Raw genomic sequence first — 18,491 nt, forward strand, 5'->3', positions numbered from 1 at the left:
ACTATTTGTCGGCACGCCTCGGGGTGTGGCGCAGCTTGGTAGCGCGCTTCGTTCGGGACGAAGAGGTCGTCGGTTCGAATCCGGCCACCCCGACCAGAGGTAAGTGAAGGTCAAGGCCCCTCCACCGAGGGGCCTTGATTCGTTTCCGGTGCTGGCTGCTGCCCAGCCGGTGGACGCGAACGGCCCCGGCGACCGTGTGTCGCCGGGGCCGGTTCATCCGGTACGGGTCAGGACTACACGGCCGGGGCGAGGCCGATGTCGACGTGGGTCTCCGCGGCGTCCTTCACCTCGACCACGGCGCTCCAGCCCCGGTTGTAGTAGCCGCCGGTGCTGCCGACGATGTCCGAATCGGTGGCGTTGTCGCCGACATCCGGGGTGGTGAAGCTGTACGGCACCCCGTCCTGCAGGTAGACGTTCGCCACGTAACGGCCGGGCTTGAGCCGCGTGAAGTAGGTGCCGTCGCGGTCGTTGATGTAACCCATCGGCACGTCCCAGCTCGGCTCGGTGCCCTCCAGCACGAACTCGATCTTGCCGACCTTCCCGTACGCGTTCGGTTCGTCCGCGTCGCGCTGGCCGTCGCGGTCGGTGTCGATCCAGGCGTGGCCGGTAATGATCCCCTGCGGGACGTAGGTGACGCTGTCGGTGGCGGTGTTGTTCTCCAGCGACACCTCGGGCGTGGACGCGGACGCCGTAGCGGTGAAGGTCAGCGGACCGTCGGGGGTTCCCGCGTTCGCCTTCAGCTTGAGCAGCAGCTGGCTGTTGGACGTGCCGATGTCCCAGTAGGGGCGGGTGCACTCGACGAAGCGGTCGTCCGCCGCGTCGTTGAGTCGGCAGGTCCAGTTGGCGTCACCGGGGTCGAGGGAGGTCGGCTCGACCGTCGCCGGGAGCGGCACCCGGACGGCGGTGTTCTCCGAAGGGGTGCCGCCCATGAGGTTGACGACGACGGACAGTTCGAACTCCTCGTTCGCCCGCAGCTCTTCGCGGGCGACCACATCGACCCCGTACAGCTCCAGGTCACCGGGGGGCGGCACGACGTAGGTGAAGGTGGTGGTGCCGCTGTTGTTCGCCAGCGACCGCTCGGGGGCCGAGGTCGACACGGAGGCCGTCACGGTCCTGGTGTCGCCCACCGTCCCGGCCGGGAAGTAGGGGTAGAAGTTCAGGTAGGCCATCCCGCCCGGCGCGATCTCCCGGTCGTTCTCACAGACCCAGGTGGAGGTGGAGAAGTCGCAGTTCCACGCCGGGTCCGTCGTCCAGGCGCCGGCGAAGGCGTCCGGCGGCATCTGGAAGGTGAAGCGGGCGCCGGGGGCCGGGGTGGTGCCGATGTTGGTCGCCCGGGCCTGGACAGAGCCGCGCCCCCCGTTGCCGCCCAGGTAGGAGATCTCGCCGCTGGCGAACTCGAACGAGAAGGCGAGGTCCGGCTTCGCGACGTACTCGATGTTCGCCGAGGCGGTGTTGTTCGTGGTGGACGCTTCGCGGCTCTGCGTGGAGGCCGTCGCCGTCACCGTCGTTTTCTGGCCGTCCGTGGCGGGCGGCAGGGTGACGCCCAGGACGAGAGCGGTGTCGGTGCCGGCCGCGAGGGTGCCGTACTTGCACTTTGCGGCCGCGGCGTCGCAGGTCCAGCCGCCGAGGGAGTCACCGACGTCGAGGGTGGCACCGGACGGCAGGCTCAGCTTCAGAATGGTGTCGGTGGCCGCGGCGCCCCCCGCGTTGCGTGCCGAAACGGTGAGGCGGACCCGGCCGCCGGCCGGTCCCACCTCGCCCGGATCAGAGGTGACGCCCACGACGACGTCAGCGGGATCCGGAGCGGCGGAGGCCGCGCCGGGGAGAGCTGCGAGCAGTGACGCGACGACAGCGGTCGCGAGGGACCCCGCCTTCAGCGTGCGGAGGGCCCTGGAATGCAGGTTCTGGTTGACCATAATTTCCCCGTCTGGTCGGGATGGGACATCGGCTGGAGACGCGCCGGAGGCGTCCACGGGCCGATCGGGATCTTGGATCCGTCGATCATTCAGGCGTCCCGGTACCCAGGAGCGTTACTCGGGGCAGCGTCGAGCCTGTTCCTGGCCGCGATCGCGGTCGCCTTCGTCAGCCCGCCGGTGGCACTGGCCCTCGTCGCCGCCGTCCCCGTCTACTACATCCTCGAACGCGACCGTTCGAGGCGCTGCCGGAGGAACGGCGCCCGCACCTGCACGCCGACCTGGTCGAGCTGGCCCGGACGCACAACCGCGCCACCGACGGCACGGTGCGGATCCCGGCGGAGTATCTGGAGGTGGTGGCGCGGCGAACGCCCGAGCCGGCATGACCCGGGGGAAGCCGTGGCCTCAGTCCTGCCGCTCGGTGCGCTCGATCTCGGTGAACGCCGCGGCCAGGTAGCCGTCGAGCGGTCGCCCGGCGGCCGACACCAGGTCGGCGACGAGCAGCGGGGCGTGCCGGGCCACCGCGGCCGGGCCCGGCGGGTTGTCGTCGTCGCCCGGGTCGTACACACCGAGCGCCCCGGCCAGCAGCACCAGCACCACGTGCGGGTCGACCGCGGGGAGCCAGTCGGCGGCTGAGCGAACGCAGCCCTCCAGCACCTGCCGGACGTCGTCGCCGTCCAACCCGTCCGGATGCGTCTCCTCCAGCAGCAGCCGGACCGCCACGCCGAGCACCAGGCCGGACCGGTCGGCGCCGGTGAGCCGTTCGACGGCCGCCTCGTACGCCACGGGGTCGCGCTCCTGAGCGGCGGCGACGGCCTCACCGGCGGCGAGGGCGATCTCACGGGCCGATGCGGGCAGATGTCGCCACGTCACGCTCACCTCGCCAGCATGGCAGAGCGCACCGACAGCCGACGGAGGCACCCGACCGGCGTGGGACCGGGCCGGAAACCCCCGGATCGTGTGCTCTGTCACGGATCTCTCGACGGGCCTGCTCGGGGCGCGGTAATCGGTTCGCCAATCGTCGTACCCGGCGAACAGAATGCCGGACATGCTGCGTCGCTCCCTCCCCCGCCGTTCGGAAGCTCGCCGGCTCCTCATCGGCACCCTGCTGTCGGCGGTCGGGCGCGGCCTGACCCTGCCGTTCCTGTTCATCTACCTGACCGACGTGCGCGGGCTCACCGACACCCGCGCCGGCCTGGTGATCGGCTGGTACGGCGCGGTCACCCTGGCCCTGTCGCCGCTGGGCGGGACGCTGATCGACCGGTTCGGGGCCCGCCGGGTGGTGGTGCCGTGCCTGCTGATCGAGGCGGTGGGCACCGGCTCGCTGGCGTTGGTCCACTCGAGCGGCTCGGCGCTGCTGGTGATGACGGTGGTCGCCATCGGCAGCTCGGCGATCTGGTCCGGGCAGAACACGATCCTCGCCTCGCTGACCGACGCCGACGAGCGGCAGCGCGTCTTCGGGCTGAACTTCGCCCTGCTCAATCTCGGCATCGGCATCGGCGGTATGACCTCCGGCGCCATCATCGACACCGCCCGGCCCGGCACCTTCCAGGTGATCTACGTGCTGGACGCGGTGAGCTACCTGATGCCAGCGCTGATCCTGCTCACCCTGCCGGGCGTCGGCCACCGTCTCGGCCGCCGTCCGACCGGCGACGAGCCGTCGCCCGGCGGCTACCTGACCGTCCTCCGCGACCGTCCGTTCCGCCGGCTGGTGATCTTCGGCCTGGTCCTCACCACCTGCGGGTACGCCCAGATCGAGGTGGGCTTCGCGGCGTACGCCGTGCGGGTCGCCGAGGTGAACCCCCGAGTGGTGGCCTGGGCGCTCGCGGCCAACACCGTGATGATCGTGCTCGCGCAGCTCCTGGTGATCCGCCGGATCGAGGGGCGCAGCCGCACCGGTGCGCTCATGCTGGTCGGCGCGGTGTTCGCCACCGCCTGGCTGGTCCTCGGGGTCGCCGGTCTGGTCAGCACCCGCAACGCCCTCGTGGCCGCCCTGTGCGTGGTGGCCTGCTCGGCGATCTTCGGCTTCGGCGAGACGATGCTGTCGCCGGTGATGCCGGCGCTGACGAACGCGCTGGCCACCGACGAGCTGCGCGGCCGGTACAACGCCATGAGTTCGATGATCTTCGGGATCAGCGGCGTGATCGGCCCGGTGACCGCCGGCCCCCTCATCGGTGCCGCCGACGGCATGGTCTGGGTGGCGGTGGTGGTCGGCGGCTGCCTGGTCGCCTCGCTGGTGGCGCTCTCCCTGCGCCGGCTGCTCACCCCCGCCCAGGACGGTCGGGTGACGACCGGCTCGACCTCCCCCGAGCCGGCACCCGCCGCCGCCTGAACGCGGCCCCGCGCCCGCGCCCGCGCCCGCGCCAAGATCGTGCTCGATCCTGGATGTAGTGGCCTCAGCGCGCCGGAAGGCCACTACATCCGTGTTCGAGCGTGACCATGGCACCGTCGCCGGCGCAGCGCGCCGGCGATCGTGTCGCGCTGCGGACGCCGGGGACGCGGCGGGCCCCGGAGCGGGTGCTCCGGGGCCCGGTCGTCGCGGGGTCGTCCGTCAGGCGGCGGGGACCTCGGCGGTGGTGCGGATGCGGTCCAGCGTCGGGGCGGAGACCGGCGACTCGGCGGTCAGGTACGCCACGAACGCGTCCAGGTCGATCATGCCGGTAACCAGGTTCGTGCCCGCGGTGAACGCGCTGAACCCGTCGCCGCCGCCGGCCAGGAAGTTGTTCACCGTCACCCGGTAGGTGGCAGCGTGGTCGACGGCGGTGCCACCGATGGTGAGGCTGCCCGGGACCACACGGGTGCCGGCGCAGGGGTTGGCGGCGGTGGCGCTGGTGCCGTTCAGGTCGACGACGTAGCGCAGGGTCGAGGACGGGTAGAGCGTCCGCCCGGTGACGAACTGCTGCTCCAGCACGCAGTAGAGCTGAGCGCCGGTCAGGTCGAGCGTCACCAGGTTGTTGGCGAACGGCTGCACCGTGAACGCCTCCCCGTAGGTGACGGGACCGGCGTCCAGGCCGGCCCGGACCCCGCCCGGATTCATGAGGGCGGCGACCGCGTTCTGCTCGTCGTCGGTGGCGGCCAGCTGGGCGTCGGCGATCAGGTTGCCCAGCGGCGACTCGCCGCACGAATTCGGCACCTGGACCGAGCAGGTGCCGAGCAGGTTCTCCTGCGACGTCCCGATGGCGGTGCTGGTCACGCCGACCTGGCGGTCGGCGACCGGGCCGAGCACCTTCTTGTAGCGGTCGACCAGCTCGGTCTGCTTCGGGTCCTTGGCGACGTCCCGGGTGACCACGACGTTCTCGGCGGCGGCGGAGAGCACGTCGCCGGTCCGACGATCGATCTTGAGGTCGATGTCGGTGACCAGGCGACCGAACGAGCTGGCGCTGGTGACCAGCTTGCCGTTGATGTCGCAGTTGTACGCCTGGTGGGTGTGCCCGCTGACCACCACGTCGATCGACGGGTCCATCCGGTTGGCGATGTCCACGATGGGGCCGGTCATGCCGACGCAGTCGTTGATGCCGCCGGTGGCGGCCTGTGCGCCGCCCTCGTGCAGCAGGACGACGATCGTCTCCACACCCTTGCGCCGCAGCTCACGGGCGTACCGGTTGGCGGTCACCGCCTCATCGGCGAAGGTGAGGCCGGCGACGCCCTGCTGGCTGACGATCTGCGGGGTGCCCTCCAGGGTCATGCCGATGAACCCGACCTTGACGCCCTGCACCTTGTGGATCGCGTACGGGGGCAGCAGCGGACGACCGGTCTCGGTCTTGAACGCGTTCGCGGAGAGGTACTGGAAGCCGGCGCCCCGGTACGGGGTGCCGTCGGCGCAGCCGTCCACCGGGTGGCAGCCGCCGTTCTGGATCCGCAGCAGCTCGGCGGCGCCCTCGTCGAACTCGTGGTTGCCGACGCTGGCGTAGTCCAGGCCGGCCATGCTCAGTGCCTCGATGGTGGGCTCGTCGTGGAACGCCGCCGAGAGCAGCGGGGACGCGCCGATCAGGTCGCCGGCGGCGACGGTGATGGTGTTCTTCTTCTTGGCGGCGGCGCGCAGCTCGGCCAGGTGGGTGGCCAGGTATTCGACGCCGCCCGCGGTCTGCCCGGCGATGGTGGCGCTGGACCCGGTCGGCGGTTCGAGGTTGCCGTGGAAGTCGTTGAGGGCCAGCAGGGTGACGTCGACCGGCTTCGGTCCCGCCTCGGCCTGCTCGGGGGTGGCGGCCAGCGCGCCGAGCGCGGCCACTGCGAGTGCGGTCAGGCCGATGCCGGCCCGACGCATCCCGGGGATGGACATGGAACTCCTCGTGAGAATCGGCGCGTGCGGTGCCCGGACTGTGGGTCGACCGGGCCGCCGACCGACGCCGTCGGAAGTGTCGATCGCGGATGCCGGCGGTTGGGGAACGCCGCCCGCCCGGACAGCTTCTCATCCGCACGCCGACGGGTCGAGCCGGACAGCACATGAGAGCTGCGGATACGCCGGGCGGCTCGGGATCGGCGGCCGGACGGGCCGACGGGTCCGGCGGTCCGGCGGACAGCGTCGGAGCCGGGGTCCAGAGAGGACGGGTCCGGTAGCGCGGCCGGAGGCGGCATCGCGAGCGGAACGGTTCCAGCGGGCGGAGCGGGTGCGATCGGCGCGCCTCCGGCGGTCAGCCGGCGGCGAGCGCCTCGGTGACCAGCGCCGCGAGGGCGTCGGGCGGCCAGCCGTCCGTGACTCCGGGCCGCTGGGCCAGGTAGCCGGCGATCCGTTCCGCGGGCCAGCCGTGCGACTCGCGCAGTCCGCGGGCGATCATGCTGAGGTAGGTCGGCGCCGGCGGCCGGCAGTGGACGGCGGACGCCGGCTCCGGGGCGGTGAAGGTGAGCATCGGGATTCCGGTGCGATGGCCGGGGCAGACCAACGTCTCGTAGCGCCCCGGGCCGAGCGTGGCCCGGCCGTCGGCGACGGCCGCGTCGATCGCCGCGCCAGTGGCCCGGATCAGGTCGGCGGTGTGGCCCGGTGGCCGGTACATCTCCTGCGCCGCGATGTCGGTGAACTGCTCGAGGGTGACCAGGTAGGCCCGGGCCGCGGCCACGCCCGGCAGCTGCGGGTCGTAGAACGCCATCCCGCCGGTCCAGGCACCGGACTCACCGGCGAAGTAGATCCCGCCGGGCAGCGACACCGGCGCCGACCGGCTCGGCGGGCGGCGATCGCGGCAGCCCGGGTACGTCCGCCGCCCGCCGGGCGGGCAGCCACCGCCGATGTACCAGGCCAACCGGGCGGCGTGCATGTTCGAGCCGTACGCGACGTACCAGACCAGCCGCTCCTCGGCGCCGACCACGAGGGGCGTCCTCAGAAGCCGCAGGTCTGGCCGGCGGAGTGGCTGACCTGCACCGTGTGCGTCACGCAGCCGCCCGGCTCGACCGCGTGCAGCAGGAAGGCGGTCGGCTCGTCGACCCAGCCGATCAGCTCGTCGGCGCTCCTGGTGAGCGTGCTCTGCCGCCAGGTGCTGGGCGCCACCGTGAGCACCGTGCCCGCGTACCCCGTGGTGACGGGGCGGTGCAGGTGCCCGGCGGCGACCCGCACGACGTGCCGGTGCCGGCCGATCACCTCGGCGAGCGCGTCCCCGTCGGCGAGCCGGATGGCGTCGGCCGCCGGGATGCCGACCGCGACCGGCGGGTGGTGCAGGCAGACCACCGCGGGCACCTCGGGCCGCCCGGCCAGCACCCCGTCGAGCCAGCCGAGCTGCTCCTCGCCGAGCTGCCCGCCGTCACTGCCGGGAATGAGCGAGTCGAGCACCACGACGGTCGCCGCCTCGTGGTCGACGTGGTAGTAGGCGGAGAACCCGCCGCCGAGCCAGGGCGTGCCGCCGAATGCGTCGAGCAGCGACTCCCGGTCGTCGTGGTTGCCGGTGACCAGGTGCACCGGCAGCGGGAACCGACCGATCAGCTCGCGGAGCGCCGCGTACTCGTCGGGTCGACCGTGGTCGACCAGATCACCGGTGATCACCACGCAGTCCGGTCGGGGTCGCAGCGCCAGCACCCGGCCGAGGGCCTGGTGCAGCCCGGCGGCCGGTTCGGCGGCGAGCAGGCCGGTGGTCAGGTGGGGGTCACTGAGCTGGGCGATGAGCATGGGCTCGCCTCCTCGGCGCCGGGAACTCCACGCTATCGCCGCCGGGCACCATCGGGGGCCCGCGTCCACAGGCTGCGTCCACAGCCTGTGGATGGCACATGTGTACGAAGCCCGGTGGCTTCCGGCCGCGCGTGAGTACGCTTGATCGAGCGGCTCGGCGCCGGCCAGCCCCTTCCCCCTACCTGGAACGACGTGCGAGTGGATCATCAGCGAGTCATCCGTGACGCCACCGTCCGGCTGCCGATGGCGTCGAGCGCGCAAGAGGCCTGCCGGTGGATGGTCACCACGCTGTCCCGCCACACCCCGGCGACCATCTCCGTGCTGCTCCAGGTCCACGACCGGCTGCGCTGCGTCGCGGCGACCGGCGCCTGGCAGGTCTTCGCCACCGTTCCGCCGGGGACCGGGATCGTCAGCCGGGTGTACGCGACCGGCACCCCCGCCGTCGTCCCGGACGTCGCCGCCGACCCCGACTACCTACCGGTACGCCCGGACGTGACCGCGGAGCTGTGCGTGCCGGTGCCGGACCCATCGGGCCGGGCGATCGGCGTGCTCGACCTCCAGTGGAGCGAACCGGTCGACCTGGAGCCGTGGCGGGAGACCGCGCAGAGGCTGGCCGCCCTGCTCGGCGCGCGGATCGTCGCCCTCGGTGGCACGCCGGCCGAGAGCCGAAGCGAGAAGCTGCTCCGGCACGCCGCCGCCCTCTCGTCCGCGCCGACCGAATGGGACCTGATGGGCGCGGCGAGCTGCGCCGCCCGGGAGGTGAGCACCCTCTCCACGGCGGTGCTGCTCATCGCCGGTCCCGAGGGCGCCCTGCTCGGGCCGTCGCCGCTGGCCCCGAACGAGCTGGAGACCCGGATCCGGGCCGAACTGACCAGGGCCGGCCCGGCCGCGCTCGGTCGGATCGTCGACCGGGCGCACCGGTACGGCGCCGGGTACACGCTGGGCGAGGCGGGGCAGCCACCGACCGAGGACTACCGGCCGCTGACCCGCGCCGGGGTGCGCACCCTGGTCGCCGTACCCGTCGGGCCGGCGGACGCCGGCGGGGTGCTGCTGGTCGCCGACGAGCGGCTGCTGCGCCCCGACCCGACCACGGTCAGCCTGATGGAGCTGCTCGCCGGGCAGGCCTGGACCAGCCTGGACCGGCTGCGCACGCTGGCCCGGTTGCGGGAGCAGGCCAGCTCGGACCCGCTGACCGGGCTGGGGCACACCGGCCCGTTCGGGCAGCGGATCGCGGCGGCCACCCCGGGGCGTACGGCCCTGCTCGCGATCGACGTGGACGGCTTCAAGACCGTCAACGACACGTACGGGCACCAGGCCGGCGATCAGGTGCTGGTCGGGCTGGCCCGGGCGCTGGAGGGGGCGCTGCGGCACGGCGACGAGCTGTACCGGATCGGCGGTGACGAGTTCGTGGCGGTGATCGAGGTGAGCCGCCCGGAGGAGGCGGTCCGGATCGCCGAGCGGTTGACCGAGGCGGCCCGACGCATCGGCCGCACGATCAGCGTGGGCGTGGCGCTGCCCCGCCCCGGCGAGTCCCCCGATCGCACCCTCCGCCGCGCCGACCAGGCCCTCTACGCGGTGAAACGCCAGGGCCGGGACGGCGTCCACCTGTCCGCCGCCTGACCCCCCGGGTTACGGGGTCAGGTCCTTGGCCAGGAGTTCGGCGATCTGGGCCGTGTTGAGGGCGGCGCCCTTGCGGAGGTTGTCGCCGGTGATGAAGAGGTCGAGGGCGCGCGGGTCGTCCAGGGCGCGGCGGATCCGGCCGACCCAGGAGGGGTCGGTGCCGACGGCGTCGATCGGCATCGGGAACTCTCCCGAGGCGGGATCGTCGACCAGGATCACGCCGGGGGCGTTGCGCAGTGCCTCGCGGGCGCCCTCGGCGTCCACCTCGGTGGCGAAGACCGCGTGGACGGCCACCGAGTGGCCGGTCACCACCGGCACCCGGACGCAGGTGGCGGAGACCTTGAGGTCGGGCAGGCCGAGGATCTTGCGCGACTCGTTGCGGACCTTCATCTCCTCGGACGACCAGCCGCCGTCGGCCAGCGAGCCCGCCCAGGGCACCACGTTCAGCGCCAGTGGCGCCGGGAACGGGCCCACGTCGTCGCCGACCGCCTGCCGTACGTCGCCGGTGCGGGATCCGAGCGAGCGATCCCCGGCGACCTTGACGAGCTGGTCGTGCAGGATGTCGACGCCGGCCTGACCGGACCCGGAGACCGCCTGGTAGGAGGCGAGCACCAGCTCCCGCAGGCCGTACTCGCGGTGCAGCGGGGCGACCGCCACGATCATCGCGAGGGTGGTGCAGTTGGCGTTGGCGATGATGCCCCGGGGCCGGTTGCGGACCTGCTCCGGGTTGATCTCCGGAACCACCAGCGGGACGTCCCGGTCCATCCGGAACGCGCCGGAGTTGTCCACCACGATCGCGCCACGGGCGACGGCCACCGGCGCCCACTCGGCGGAGACCTCGTCGGGTACGTCGAACATCGCCACGTCGACGCCGTCGAACGCCTCGGGGGTCAGTGCCTGGACGACGAGGTCCTCACCCCGGCAGCGCACCTTCCGCCCGACCGAGCGCTCGGAGGCGAGCAGCCGGATCTCACCCCAGACGTTGCGACGCCCGGTGAGCAGCTCGCACATGACGGTGCCGACGGCACCGGTCGCTCCGACCACGGCGAGGGTGGGCAGCGCCGTCATCGGCGCTACCTACCCGTCCCCGCGTAGACCACGGCTTCGGTGTCGCCGCCCAGCTCGAACGCGTCGTGAATCGCGCCGACGGCGGCGTCGAGGTCGGTGTCCCGGCAGACCACGGAGACCCGGATCTCGGAGGTGGAGATCATCTCGATGTTGACCCCGGCCGCGCCGAGCGCGGCGAAGAAGCCGGCGGCCACGCCGGGGTGCGAGCGCATGCCGGCGCCGATCAGCGAGACCTTGCCGACGTGGTCGTCGTAGAGCAGGCCCTTGAACTTGACCGACTCCTGGATCTTGCTGAGCGCGGCCATCGCGGTGGGGCCGTCGGTCTTGGGCAGGGTGAACGAGATGTCCGTCCGGCCGGTGCCCTCGGTGGAGACGTTCTGCACGATCATGTCAATGTTGATCTCGGCACCGGCCACGGTGTCGAAGATCCGCGCGGCGGCACCCGGCTCGTCGGGCACCCCGACGATCGTGATCTTGGCCTCGCTACGGTCGTGCGCGACCCCGGTGATCAGTGCCTGCTCCACGGAAAGGTCCTCCATCGATCCGGTGACCATCGTGCCGGTGTTGGTCGAGTATGACGAACGGACGTGGATCGGCAACCCCGCCCGCCGGGCGTATTCCACGCTACGCAGGTGCAGAACCTTCGCGCCGCACGCGGCCAGCTCCAGCATCTCCTCGTAGGTGATCTGCCGGATGTGCCGCGCGTTGGGAACGATCCGCGGGTCGGCGGTGAAGATGCCGTCGACGTCGGTGTAGATCTCGCAGACGTCGGCGTGCAGTGCGGCGGCGAGCGCCACGGCCGTGGTGTCGGAGCCGCCCCGGCCCAGCGTGGTGACGTCCTTGGTGTCCTGCGAGACGCCCTGGAAGCCGGCGACGATGACCACCGAGCCCTCGTCGAGCGCGCCCTTGAGCCGCCCCGGGGTGACGTCGATGATCCGCGCGCGGCCGTGCACCGAGGTGGTGATCACCCCGGCCTGCGAGCCGGTGAACGAGCGGGCCTCGTACCCCAGGTTGTGGATGGCCATGGCCAGCAGGGCCATCGAGATCCGCTCCCCCGCGGTGAGCAGCATGTCCAGCTCGCGGCCCGGCGGCAGCGGGCTGACCTGGTTGGCCAGGTCGAGCAGCTCGTCGGTGGTGTCCCCCATCGCAGAGACCACCACCACCACGTCGTCGCCGGCCTTGCGGGCGGCGACGATGCGCTCTGCCACCCGCTTGATCCGCTCGGCATTGGCGACGGAGGACCCGCCGTACTTCTGCACCACGAGTGCCACGACGGTGCACTCCCTCCCAGCGACCCTGAGCGTGCCGACGCCGCCGGAACCGGGGCCGGCGGCGCGTGTCAGACCCCTTGAGGGTATCGGGCGGCCGGCGGCGCCGGGCCGGGTGATCCCACCATCCGGCCCGACCGGGCCGGGGCCAGCGCGGGAGCGGCCGGCGCGCCGGTCGACCGGTACGCCGGGACGGCCCGACCCGACACGCCGGAGCGGGCCGGGTACGTGGCGGTCCCCACCTGTCGCCCGCACCCACCAGAATGGGCCGGTGCCCGTCCTCATCCACCCGGCCGGCCGCGTGGCCGGGCCGCTCGTGCTCGCCCTGTCGGCGCTCCTGGTCGCCTGCACCAGCGAGCAGCCCTCACCCCCGCCGCCGACCAGCCCCGGCCCGGTGGAGGTGGACGCCGCCCGCGACGAGCTGGCCGCGCTGGCCGCGGCCGCCCAGGATCGCCACCTGGTGGCGCAGTACGCGTTCAGCCGGCCCGGTCAACCCGACCGCACCATCCTGTTCACCAGCGCGAACGACGGCAGCTGGCGGGTCGACGTGCCGGGTGGCGCGTTGGGCGGCACGGCCGACGTGTCGCTGGCCGCCACCGCCGACGGGCTGTTCCAGTGCGCCCTGCCGTCGGCGGGTCGGCCGGAGCCGGCGCGCTGCGTACGCCTCGGCGAGCGCGACGACGCGCTCCCGCGCCGGCTGGACCCCCGGGTCCAGCACCCGCTCACGGACTGGCTGGACGTGCTCACCGACCGGCGGGCCCCGCTGGCGGTCGCCCCGGCCGCCACGCCCCAGGGCCTCACCGGCACCTGCTACTCGGTGGACTCCACCTCCGCCTCGCTCAACGCCCCGCTGGACGTCGGCATCTACTGCTACGACCGGGACGGCACGCCGACCGGGGCCCGGACGACGACCGGGACGCTGAGGCTCGCCGCTCCGCCCGGTCCGGCGCCGGCCAGCGTGCAGCTCGCCGGCCCGGTGGTGGTGGACGAGGAGCCGCTCGGCACGGCAGCCCCGCCGACACCCGACCCCTCCAGCAGCCCGAGCGCGGGAACGCCCTGATCTTTATCCCGTTACGGGTGCTCTTGCCCACATTTACCGACCCGGGCCTGAGGGGCGAATCACCCATACAGGACGATCCTCGTATGGCCGACCTCACCCCGCTGCTCGCCTACCGCTGGAGCCCACTGGCATTCGACCCGACCGAGGAACTCGGCGCGGCGGAGGCGGCCTCACTGCTGGAGGCGGCCCGCTGGGCACCCTCGCTGGGCAACCGCCAGCCGTGGCGGTTCACCCTCGGTCACCGCAACGACGAGACGTGGAAGCGGATCCTGGTCAACCTGACCGAGCGCGACCAGCGCTGGGCCCACCGTGCCGCCGCGCTGCTCCTCGCCGCGCACGTCGACGGCGACACCGCGGCCGACTCCGTACCGTCGGACGGGGCCGCGTACGACCTGGGGCAGGCGGTCGCCCACCTCACCGTGCAGGCCACCGCGCTCGGCCTGCACGTACGCCAGGTGCTGGCGGTGAACCGCGCCGGACTAGCCGCCGACCTGCAGCTACCGTCCGACGTGCGGCCGTACGCGGTGGTCGCCGTCGGGCAGCTCGGCGACCCGCTCAGCCTCCCGGCGGACCTGGTCGCCGAGGAGACCGGCCTGCGCCGTCGCCGGCCCCTCGCCGACCTGCTGCTCGACTGAGGCGCCTCTGAGCCGGCGAGCGCTCGTGCCGGTGAACTCCGTCCCAGAGTCCGGACCGACCTTCCCAGACCCGATCCCATCACGTAGTGTCACGCTGTCATGTGGCAGGCGCACCTCCTCCTTGGTCGCCGCGACGAGGCCTGACGGCCGGCACCTCGTCGCGGAGTCGGACCGCGCCGCCCATCAGCACCGCAGCACACCTCGGCCCGCCGGGCAACGACGCCCCGGCAGCGACGCCGACTCCGTCCGATTGCTGAACGCCACGTGACCACGGGAGCACTCCGCCATGGCTCAACCAGCCGGCACCACCGACGCTGAGACCGATCCGATCGCCCGGCAGCGCCCCAGCCGGATGCCGTACCACCGGTACCAGCCCTACCGCGAACAGTTCCGGGTCGACCTGCCCGACCGCACCTGGCCCACCCGGCACGTCGACGCCGCCCCGCGCTGGTGTGCGGTGGACCTGCGGGACGGCAACCAGGCGCTGATCGACCCGATGTCCCCCGAGCGCAAGCGCCGGATGTTCCAGCTGCTGGTCCAGATGGGCTACAAGGAGATCGAGGTCGGCTTCCCGTCGGCCAGCCAGACCGACTTCGACTTCGTCCGGCAGCTGATCGAGCAGGACATGATCCCGGACGACGTCACCATCCAGGTGCTCACCCAGTGCCGGGAGCACCTGATCGAGCGGACGTTCGAGTCGCTGCAGGGCGCGAAGCGGGCGATCGTGCACTTCTACAACTCGACCTCCACCCTCCAGCGTCGGGTGGTCTTCGGCCTGGACAGGGACGGCATCGCCGACATCGCCACCACGGGCGCGCGGCTCTGCCAGAAGTACGCCGAGATCCACACCCCGGACACCGACATCTACTACGAGTACTCGCCGGAGTCGTACACGGGCACCGAGCTGGAGTACGCGCTGGAGGTCTGCTCCCGGGTGATCGATGTGATCGACCCGACCCCCGACCGGCCGCTGATCATCAACCTGCCGGCCACCGTCGAGATGGCCACGCCGAACGTGTACGCCGACTCGATCGAGTGGATGCACCGGCACCTGCCGCGCCGCGACAGTCTGGTGCTGAGCCTGCACCCGCACAACGACCGGGGCACCGGGGTCGCCGCCGCCGAGCTGGGCCTGCTCGCCGGCGCGGACCGGATCGAGGGCTGCCTGTTCGGCAACGGCGAACGCACCGGCAACGTCGACCTGGTGACGCTGGGCCTCAACCTCTTCTCGCAGGGCATCGACCCGATGATCGACTTCTCGAACATCGACGAGGTCCGCCGGGCCGTCGAGTACTGCAACCAGCTGCCCGTGCACGAACGTCACCCGTACGCCGGTGACCTGGTCTACACCGCCTTCTCCGGCTCGCACCAGGACGCCATCAAGAAGGGCTTCGACGCCCTCGCCGCCGACGCGACCGCTGCCGGCGTCCCGATGGACGAGCACGTCTGGGCGGTGCCCTACCTGCCGATCGACCCGAAGGACCTGGGCCGCACCTACGAGGCCGTCATCCGGGTCAACTCGCAGTCCGGCAAGGGTGGCATCGCGTACATCATGAAGAGCGAACACCAGCTGGACCTGCCCCGGCGGCTCCAGATCGAGTTCTCCGGCGTGGTGCAGCAGGTCACCGACCACGACGGCGGCGAGGTCGACCCGGCCGCCATGTGGGAGATCTTCGCGACGCACTACCTGCTCGACCACCAGCCCGACCCGGCTGTCCGGCTGACCGGCTACACGATCGGCACCACCGACGGCAAGGTCGAGATCGAGGCCCAGGTCGGGGTGGGCGCAGAGCAGCGGTCCCTCACCGCGGTCGGCAACGGCCCGATCGACGCGTACGTCAACGCGCTCCAGTCCGTCGGGGTGGGCGTCCGCGTGCTCGACTACCACGAGCACGCGCTCTCCTCCGGCGGGGACGCGCAGGCTGCCGCGTACGTGGAGTGCGACGTGGACGGTCGGACGGTCTGGGGCGTCGGCACCGACGCCAACATCGTCACCGCCTCCATCAAGGCGGTCACCAGCGCCGTCAACCGCGCCCGGAGCTGATCGCACGGAAGGACGGGCCCCCTGTCGACGCCCCGCGTCGACAGGGGGCCCTCCTCAGTGCGGGGGCGTCGCGGCGGGCAGCGAGTGGCAGGGCTGGGACGCCGGCGACGGCCGGTGCGGCCGGTGGACCAGGACGAGGGCCAGCGCCGCGCCGGCCAGCAGCAGGCCCGCGCACCAGACCATCGACCCCCGGAACGCGTCCGTCAGCTCCGCCTTCTGCTCGTACCCACCGCCGGAGAGGCCGACGAGCAGCGGCAGCGCGGCCACCGCGAGCAGGCCGCCGGCCCGGGACGCGGCGTTGTTGAACCCGCTGGCCACCCCGGAGAACCGGTCCTCCACCGCCGCCAGCACCGACGCGGTCAGCGGCGCCACCACCAGGGTCAGCCCGAGGCCGAAGAGCAGCACCCCGGGCAGCACGTCCCGCCAGTACGACGCGCCCGGTCCCACGCCGCGCAGCAGCAGCAGACCGGCGGCGGCCACCACCGGGCCGACGGCCAGCGGCAGCCGCGGGCCGATCCGCGCCGACAGCGCGCCCGCCCGAGCCGACCCCACCAGCAGCAGCACCGTCATCGGCAGCAGCGCGATGCCGGTGCGGAAGGCCGACCACTCCACCACGTTCTGCAGGTAGACGGCGAAGAAGAACGTGAAGCCGCCGAGCGCCGCGTAGACCACCACGGTGAAGACGTTCAGCACCGAGAAGAGCCGGCTGCGGAACAGCCCGGTGGGCAGCATCGCGGTGTCCCCGCGCCGCCGTTCCAGCAGCACGAACGCCACCGCGGCCAGCACCCCGACCAGTGCCGCGACGAGCACCGGGGCCGAGTCGAAGCCGCGCGCCGGCGCGTCGATCAGGGCGTACGTGACGCCGGCGAGCGCGAGCGCGCCGAGCAGCGAGCCGGCGATGTCGAACCGCCGCCGGGTCCGGCCCGGCCCCTCGGTCCGGGAGGCGTTCTCGTCGCGGCTCTCCGGCACCCAGCGCAGGGCGGCCAGGAGCACCAGCACGGCGACCGGCAGGTTGAGGAAGAAGATCCACCGCCAGGACAGCGCGTCGATCAACCAACCGCCGATGAACGGACCCAGCGCGGTGGACACCCCGGACAGCCCCGCCCAGGCGCCGATCGCCCGGCCGCGGTCGTCCGGGTGGAAGCTGGCCTGGAGCACCGACAGCGACCCCGGGGTGAGCAGCGCGCCGCCGGCGCCCTGGAGGAACCGGGCCGCGATCAGCCAACCGGTGCCCTGGGCCAGCCCGCACAGCACCGAGGCGGCGGTGAACCAGACCACCCCGATCATGAACACCCGCCGCCGGCCGAAGCGATCCCCGAGCGCTCCGCCGAGCAGCACGAACGCGGCCAGCATCAGCAGGTACCCGTTGACGGTCCACTGGAGATCGGCCACGTTGGCGCCGAGGTCCTGGCCGAGCTTCGGCAACGCCACGTTGACGACCGTGCTGTCCAGGAAGACCATGCCGGAGGCGAGCACCGCGGCGAGCAGGGTCCCCCGGCCGGCGGCGGTGCCCATCCGCAGTGCGGGCGCCGGTACGGGTGCGGTCATCCCACCAATCTGCCTTGCAGCATGTGGGAGACGCCACGAAACGCCGAAACCATGCCCGGGTACTGTGCGCAATCGCCGGGAGACCGCAAGCTGGAGAGGTGTCGTCTGTGCGTACCAGATCAGGATCGCGCGCGGCGGTGGCCGCGCTCGCCGCGGCGCTGGCGCTCGGCGTGGCCGGTTGCGTCCCCTCGGATGAGCCGGACACCCCGCCTCCGAGCGGCGGCGGCAACGCCGCCGAGCAGCTGGGTCAGCTGACCGTCGCCAGCGCCGGCTCGATGAAGGGCTACAGCCGGGAGCACTTCCCACACTGGCGCAACACCGGCAAGAACTGCGACGTGCGGGACACCATCCTCCAGCGCGACGGCAAGGACGTGAAGCTCTCCGGCTGCAACGTGGTCGGCGGTCGCTGGGAGAGCGTGTACGACGGTCGCAGCGCCACCGATCCCTCCGACGTGGACATCGACCACATGGTGCCGTTGGCCAACGCGTGGCGCTCCGGCGCCGACGAGTGGGACGACGCGAAGCGTGGCGATTTCGCCAACGACACCACCCGGCCGCAGCTCATCGCGGTTTCCGCCACGTCCAACCGGGCAAAGGGTGACCAGGACCCGTCCCAGTGGAAACCGGCGAACCGGTCGTACTGGTGCCAATACGCCGAGAACTGGGTCACGGTCAAGCACCACTGGCGGCTGACGGTGACGAGCGCCGAGAAGGCCGCCCTGACCGACATGTTGGAGGGCTGCACATGGGCGAACAAGCCGTGACAGGCGCCGGGGCGACCCCCGCTCCGGAGCAGACGCCGGACGCGGGCGGCGACGACGCGGCGGCGGCGACCGGCAGCGGGCCGGCGGGGCCGGCGACCGCGGGCATGACCGTGGACGGCAGCACCGGCGTCGCCGGCACGGTGCCGGGAGCCGGGATGAGCGCGGACGGCCCCAACCCGCCGGACACCGCGACGCCGGGCGCCGGCATGGACGCGGACGCGGCCAGCGGCGCCACCCGCACCGCGGACATCGTTCCGGGGCCGGGCGGGGTGATGACGGACGAGGTGGGCGTGGTGACCGGGGAGTTGACCCTGCGCACCAGCTACGCCGACGGCCGGGTCACCCTGGGCGTGCAGTACAGGGACGCGGACGAGTGGTACAGGGTGACCGGTGGTTCGGTGCCGCTGCCGGACCCGTCCGGTCTGGACGCGGTGCACGGCGTCGCGGTGGCCCTGCTGCACCGCCCGGAGGGCTGAGCCG

The 18,491-nt window shown here is 72.7% G+C and carries 15 protein-coding genes and 1 tRNA gene; 8 read left to right on the forward strand and 8 right to left on the reverse strand.

Annotated features, from left to right (window positions below):
• Positions 1 to 19: 19 nt before the first annotated feature.
• Positions 20 to 96 (forward strand) — tRNA-Pro (locus DKT68_RS13170).
• A gap of 137 nt (positions 97 to 233) precedes the next feature.
• On the opposite strand, the gene DKT68_RS13175 is transcribed toward DKT68_RS13170, so the two are convergent.
• Both DKT68_RS13175 and DKT68_RS13180 read right to left on the reverse strand, forming a co-directional pair.
• Entirely contained in the window at positions 234 to 1,781 is a 1,548-nt protein-coding gene (locus tag DKT68_RS13175) for a DUF11 domain-containing protein (RefSeq protein WP_146218350.1), read from the reverse strand.
• Between the two features lie 537 nt (positions 1,782 to 2,318).
• Complete coding sequence (locus DKT68_RS13180; RefSeq protein ID WP_201749014.1) at positions 2,319 to 2,792, reverse strand: hypothetical protein; 474 nt, start codon at positions 2,790 to 2,792, stop codon at positions 2,319 to 2,321.
• A gap of 169 nt (positions 2,793 to 2,961) precedes the next feature.
• Between DKT68_RS13180 and DKT68_RS13185 the strand changes: the two genes are divergently transcribed.
• Complete coding sequence (locus tag DKT68_RS13185; protein WP_109817723.1) at positions 2,962 to 4,245, forward strand: MFS transporter; 1,284 nt, start codon at positions 2,962 to 2,964, stop codon at positions 4,243 to 4,245.
• Between the two features lie 219 nt (positions 4,246 to 4,464).
• Here DKT68_RS13185 and DKT68_RS13190 read toward each other — a convergent pair whose 3' ends face one another.
• The 3 genes from DKT68_RS13190 to DKT68_RS13200 form a co-directional block, all read right to left on the reverse strand.
• Positions 4,465 to 6,192: a bifunctional metallophosphatase/5'-nucleotidase gene (locus DKT68_RS13190; RefSeq protein ID WP_109817708.1), complete on the reverse strand. Its 1,728-nt coding sequence runs from the start codon at positions 6,190 to 6,192 to the stop codon at positions 4,465 to 4,467.
• Positions 6,193 to 6,544: 352 nt separating this feature from the next.
• Positions 6,545 to 7,213 carry a histone deacetylase gene (locus DKT68_RS13195; protein WP_236646868.1) on the reverse strand — a complete coding sequence of 223 codons (669 nt, stop codon included), beginning with the start codon at positions 7,211 to 7,213 and terminating at the stop codon, positions 6,545 to 6,547.
• Positions 7,214 to 7,224: 11 nt separating this feature from the next.
• A complete protein-coding gene (locus tag DKT68_RS13200) occupies positions 7,225 to 8,004 on the reverse strand; it encodes a phosphodiesterase (protein WP_109817709.1) in 780 nt (259 codons plus the stop codon).
• A gap of 243 nt (positions 8,005 to 8,247) precedes the next feature.
• Here DKT68_RS13200 and DKT68_RS13205 point away from each other — a divergent pair, with 243 nt between their 5' ends.
• The gene (locus DKT68_RS13205) at positions 8,248 to 9,624 is read left to right on the forward strand and encodes a GGDEF domain-containing protein (RefSeq protein WP_407940733.1); all 1,377 of its coding nucleotides are present in this window, start codon (positions 8,248 to 8,250) and stop codon (positions 9,622 to 9,624) included.
• Between the two features lie 9 nt (positions 9,625 to 9,633).
• Here DKT68_RS13205 and DKT68_RS13210 read toward each other — a convergent pair whose 3' ends face one another.
• A complete protein-coding gene (locus DKT68_RS13210; protein ID WP_109817711.1) occupies positions 9,634 to 10,692 on the reverse strand; it encodes an aspartate-semialdehyde dehydrogenase in 1,059 nt (352 codons plus the stop codon).
• 5 nt (positions 10,693 to 10,697) lie between these two features.
• A complete protein-coding gene (locus tag DKT68_RS13215; RefSeq protein WP_109817712.1) occupies positions 10,698 to 11,963 on the reverse strand; it encodes an aspartate kinase in 1,266 nt (421 codons plus the stop codon).
• Between the two features lie 268 nt (positions 11,964 to 12,231).
• Between DKT68_RS13215 and DKT68_RS13220 the strand changes: the two genes are divergently transcribed.
• The 3 genes from DKT68_RS13220 (at position 12,232) to leuA (ending at position 15,699) form a co-directional block, all read left to right on the forward strand.
• Positions 12,232 to 13,020 carry a hypothetical protein gene (locus DKT68_RS13220; RefSeq protein ID WP_236646869.1) on the forward strand — a complete coding sequence of 263 codons (789 nt, stop codon included), beginning with the start codon at positions 12,232 to 12,234 and terminating at the stop codon, positions 13,018 to 13,020.
• A gap of 83 nt (positions 13,021 to 13,103) precedes the next feature.
• On the forward strand, positions 13,104 to 13,655 hold the full coding sequence (locus DKT68_RS13225) for a nitroreductase family protein (protein ID WP_109817713.1): 552 nt from the start codon (positions 13,104 to 13,106) through the stop codon (positions 13,653 to 13,655).
• 286 nt (positions 13,656 to 13,941) lie between these two features.
• Entirely contained in the window at positions 13,942 to 15,699 is a 1,758-nt protein-coding gene (leuA, locus tag DKT68_RS13230) for a 2-isopropylmalate synthase (RefSeq protein ID WP_109817714.1), read from the forward strand.
• A 54-nt stretch (positions 15,700 to 15,753) separates the two neighbouring features.
• Here the strand turns inward: leuA and DKT68_RS13235 are convergent, their stop codons facing one another.
• On the reverse strand, positions 15,754 to 17,247 hold the full coding sequence (locus DKT68_RS13235; RefSeq protein ID WP_109817715.1) for an MFS transporter: 1,494 nt from the start codon (positions 17,245 to 17,247) through the stop codon (positions 15,754 to 15,756).
• A 107-nt stretch (positions 17,248 to 17,354) separates the two neighbouring features.
• On the opposite strand from DKT68_RS13235, the gene DKT68_RS13240 reads away from it, so the two are divergent.
• Positions 17,355 to 18,011 (forward strand): HNH endonuclease family protein, encoded by a 657-nt coding sequence (locus DKT68_RS13240; RefSeq protein WP_109817716.1) that lies wholly within the window; start codon positions 17,355 to 17,357, stop codon positions 18,009 to 18,011.
• Entirely contained in the window at positions 17,993 to 18,487 is a 495-nt protein-coding gene (locus DKT68_RS13245) for a hypothetical protein (protein WP_109817717.1), read from the forward strand. Before DKT68_RS13240 ends, DKT68_RS13245 begins: the two co-directional genes overlap by 19 nt.
• Positions 18,488 to 18,491: the final 4 nt, after the last annotated feature.

The organism is Micromonospora acroterricola (genome assembly GCF_003172955.1).
GTDB lineage: Bacteria > Actinomycetota > Actinomycetes > Mycobacteriales > Micromonosporaceae > Micromonospora > Micromonospora acroterricola.

Excerpts from the sequence above, each read along its gene's own strand:
- DKT68_RS13185 (WP_109817723.1), top strand. The coding sequence starts at position 2,962 with ATGCTGCGTCGCTCCCTCCCCCGCCGTTCGGAAGCTCGCCGGCTCCTC.
- DKT68_RS13190 (WP_109817708.1), bottom strand. The coding sequence starts at position 6,192 with ATGTCCATCCCCGGGATGCGTCGGGCCGGCATCGGCCTGACCGCACTC.
- leuA (WP_109817714.1), top strand. The coding sequence starts at position 13,942 with ATGGCTCAACCAGCCGGCACCACCGACGCTGAGACCGATCCGATCGCC.
- DKT68_RS13210 (WP_109817711.1), bottom strand. The coding sequence starts at position 10,692 with ATGACGGCGCTGCCCACCCTCGCCGTGGTCGGAGCGACCGGTGCCGTC.
- DKT68_RS13205 (WP_407940733.1), top strand. The coding sequence starts at position 8,248 with ATGGCGTCGAGCGCGCAAGAGGCCTGCCGGTGGATGGTCACCACGCTG.
- DKT68_RS13225 (WP_109817713.1), top strand. The coding sequence starts at position 13,104 with ATGGCCGACCTCACCCCGCTGCTCGCCTACCGCTGGAGCCCACTGGCA.
- DKT68_RS13200 (WP_109817709.1), bottom strand. The coding sequence starts at position 8,004 with ATGCTCATCGCCCAGCTCAGTGACCCCCACCTGACCACCGGCCTGCTC.
- DKT68_RS13235 (WP_109817715.1), bottom strand. The coding sequence starts at position 17,247 with ATGACCGCACCCGTACCGGCGCCCGCACTGCGGATGGGCACCGCCGCC.
- DKT68_RS13245 (WP_109817717.1), top strand. The coding sequence starts at position 17,993 with ATGGGCGAACAAGCCGTGACAGGCGCCGGGGCGACCCCCGCTCCGGAG.